The 2,220-nt window shown below is 66.0% G+C and carries 1 protein-coding gene; it reads left to right on the forward strand.

Translation table 11 applies throughout. The annotated features are described in order from the left end of the window. Nucleotides 1-1,896: ParB/RepB/Spo0J family partition protein (locus tag AC1DXV_RS33985; RefSeq protein WP_477937971.1), on the forward strand; the 1,896-nt coding region annotated here is incomplete at its 5' end. Nucleotides 1,897-2,220: the final 324 nt, after the last annotated feature.

The raw sequence follows: 2,220 nt of genomic DNA on the forward strand, positions 1-2,220 counted from the left end.
GCCTTGGGTGGACCTGATGTCCCGCAAGCGCTGCACGGCCCGCTGGAGCGATTGGCGCAACGCCTTCAGCGAGCGCGCCGACTTCCTCGATTTCCAACGCCAAGAGCAAGCCCACCGGCTCGGCCGCTGAACATCCACGGAGCACCTATGGAACACATCATCACCGACATCCCGCTGGACGACCTCCACGAGAGCCCGTTCAATCCGCGCCGCACCTTCGTCGGTATCGACGAGCTGGCCGCCAACATCGTGGCCGAGGGTCGCATCCACGAGCCTCTGCTCGTGCGGCCGATCGTCGTCATGGGCATCGATGGCTTCGAGATCGTCTTCGGRCATCGCCGCTTCCGCGCGGCAGCGGTGGCCGGGCGGCTGTCGGTGCCTTGCATGATCCGCACGATGACCGATGCCGAGGCGCGCAGCGCTCAGGTCGCAGAGAACCTGCAGCGCGCCGACGTGCACCCGATCGAGGAGGCCGAGGGATTCCAGGCCATGATCGATGGCGACAACCTGACGGCCGACGATCTGGCGGCGAAGTTCGGGAAGAGCCGCAGCTATGTGTACGGTCGGCTGAAGCTGCTGGAAGCCTGCCCCGCCGTCCGCAAAGCCTGCCTGGCYGGGGAGGTCGGCAGCGAGGTCGCGCTGCTCATCGCGCGGCTGCGCACGCCGGCTTTCCAGGAGAAGGCGCTCAACTACATCAGCAAGGAATATCACGCGAAGCTGGACGATGGYGGCAAGCGCAGCTACCGCATCATCCGTGACCTGCTCAGCGAGAAGTTCTCGCTMGACCTGAAGGACGCGATCTTCGACMTCGAGGACGAAATGCTGGTGCCCGCCGCCGGGCACTGCGTGCGCTGCCCGAAGCGCACCGGCAACGYCCCGGAGTTCGACGACATCAACGCGCCCGCCGACAGGAAGGACAAGTACGGCCGCTACCTCGATCGCGCGCCCGTGCACGGTACAGACGTCTGTACGGACCCCGATTGCTTCGCCGAGAAGATGAAGGCACACCTGAAGCGCGAGGCCGCGAAGCTGCAGGAGGCCGGCAAGGTCGTCGTGCAGGGCTCCAAAGCTCGCCAGGCGATCGACGCGTGCGGCAACATCAAGGGCGGCTTCATCAAGCTCGCCGACGTGCGCGACGCGCTGAAGAAGGTGGCGAAGGACGCGAAGCCGACTGTCGTCACCATCCAGGATCCGCGCAACGGCAAGACGCACCAGGTCGTGAAGATCGATGAGGTGAAGGCCGCCGGCGTGAAGGTCAAGGAACCAGCGTCATCGCGCTCGCATGTCGAGAGCGATGCCGATCGCAAGAAGCGCGAGGCGGCGCACGCGAAGCGATTGGCCGAGTTGCAGGCCGAACTCGACGCCCGCATGTCGTTGCTCACGCGCGTGCGCGCCGCAGCGGCCGTCGCACCCCGAAGCGCCTTCGACCTGCAGATGGTCGCCCAGGTGGCGCACTCAGGCGTGGCATGGGAGGACAGAGGCATGCTGGCGGAACTGCACGGGGTTGAGCGGAACAGCCTGCAGGCGCACATTGCAACCCTGCCGCTCGACGAGCTGACGCTGTTCATCCTCGACTGCGCCCTGATCCAGAACGTGCGCGTCCCCGCCCACGCGCTCGATCGCAAGCCAGAGCAGTTGCTTGCCGCCGCGGCGCACTACGGAGTCTCGTCGACCTCAGAGCGCGGCCCGAGTGCAGCTCCTCGCCGTCGCCCGAAGTCCGCACCCAAACGACCTAGCCAAGGCAAGTGGGCAGCAGAAGTCGGGCATGCCGCAGAAGCGTTTGCGCAGGAGGATCTCAGTCAATCAAACGTGGATGGCTCTAGTCCGAGCGAGACGGCCAGCTCCGAATCGGATCAAGCCGCGCCCGCCCGCACCCACGACGAGGTGATCCACTAAATGGCGCCCTGGCTTGACGACGACGAGGTGGCGCAGCTGTGCCAACCACTTCTGACTGCTGCGGCCCGGGTCCGCTTCCTCAGGCGCGCTGGACTACACGTTGCCACGAAGCCAAACGGCCACCCAGTCATCATGCGGTCCGAGCTTGAGCGCGTGTTTGGCGCTGCTCGCTTGGCTCCCTCGGGCCAGGGGCGCTCTGCTGCGATGGAACCCAACGTCACAGGGCTGCAAGACTGGGCAGCAAAACGAAGGAGACCTCTCAATGGGGCGCAGGCGCAAGGACGGTGACCCACTCGGTCTGGCAGGCACGCGATTGGCCGTTCG

The sequence above is a fragment of the Rhizobacter sp. P3_C12 genome, assembly GCF_056402735.1.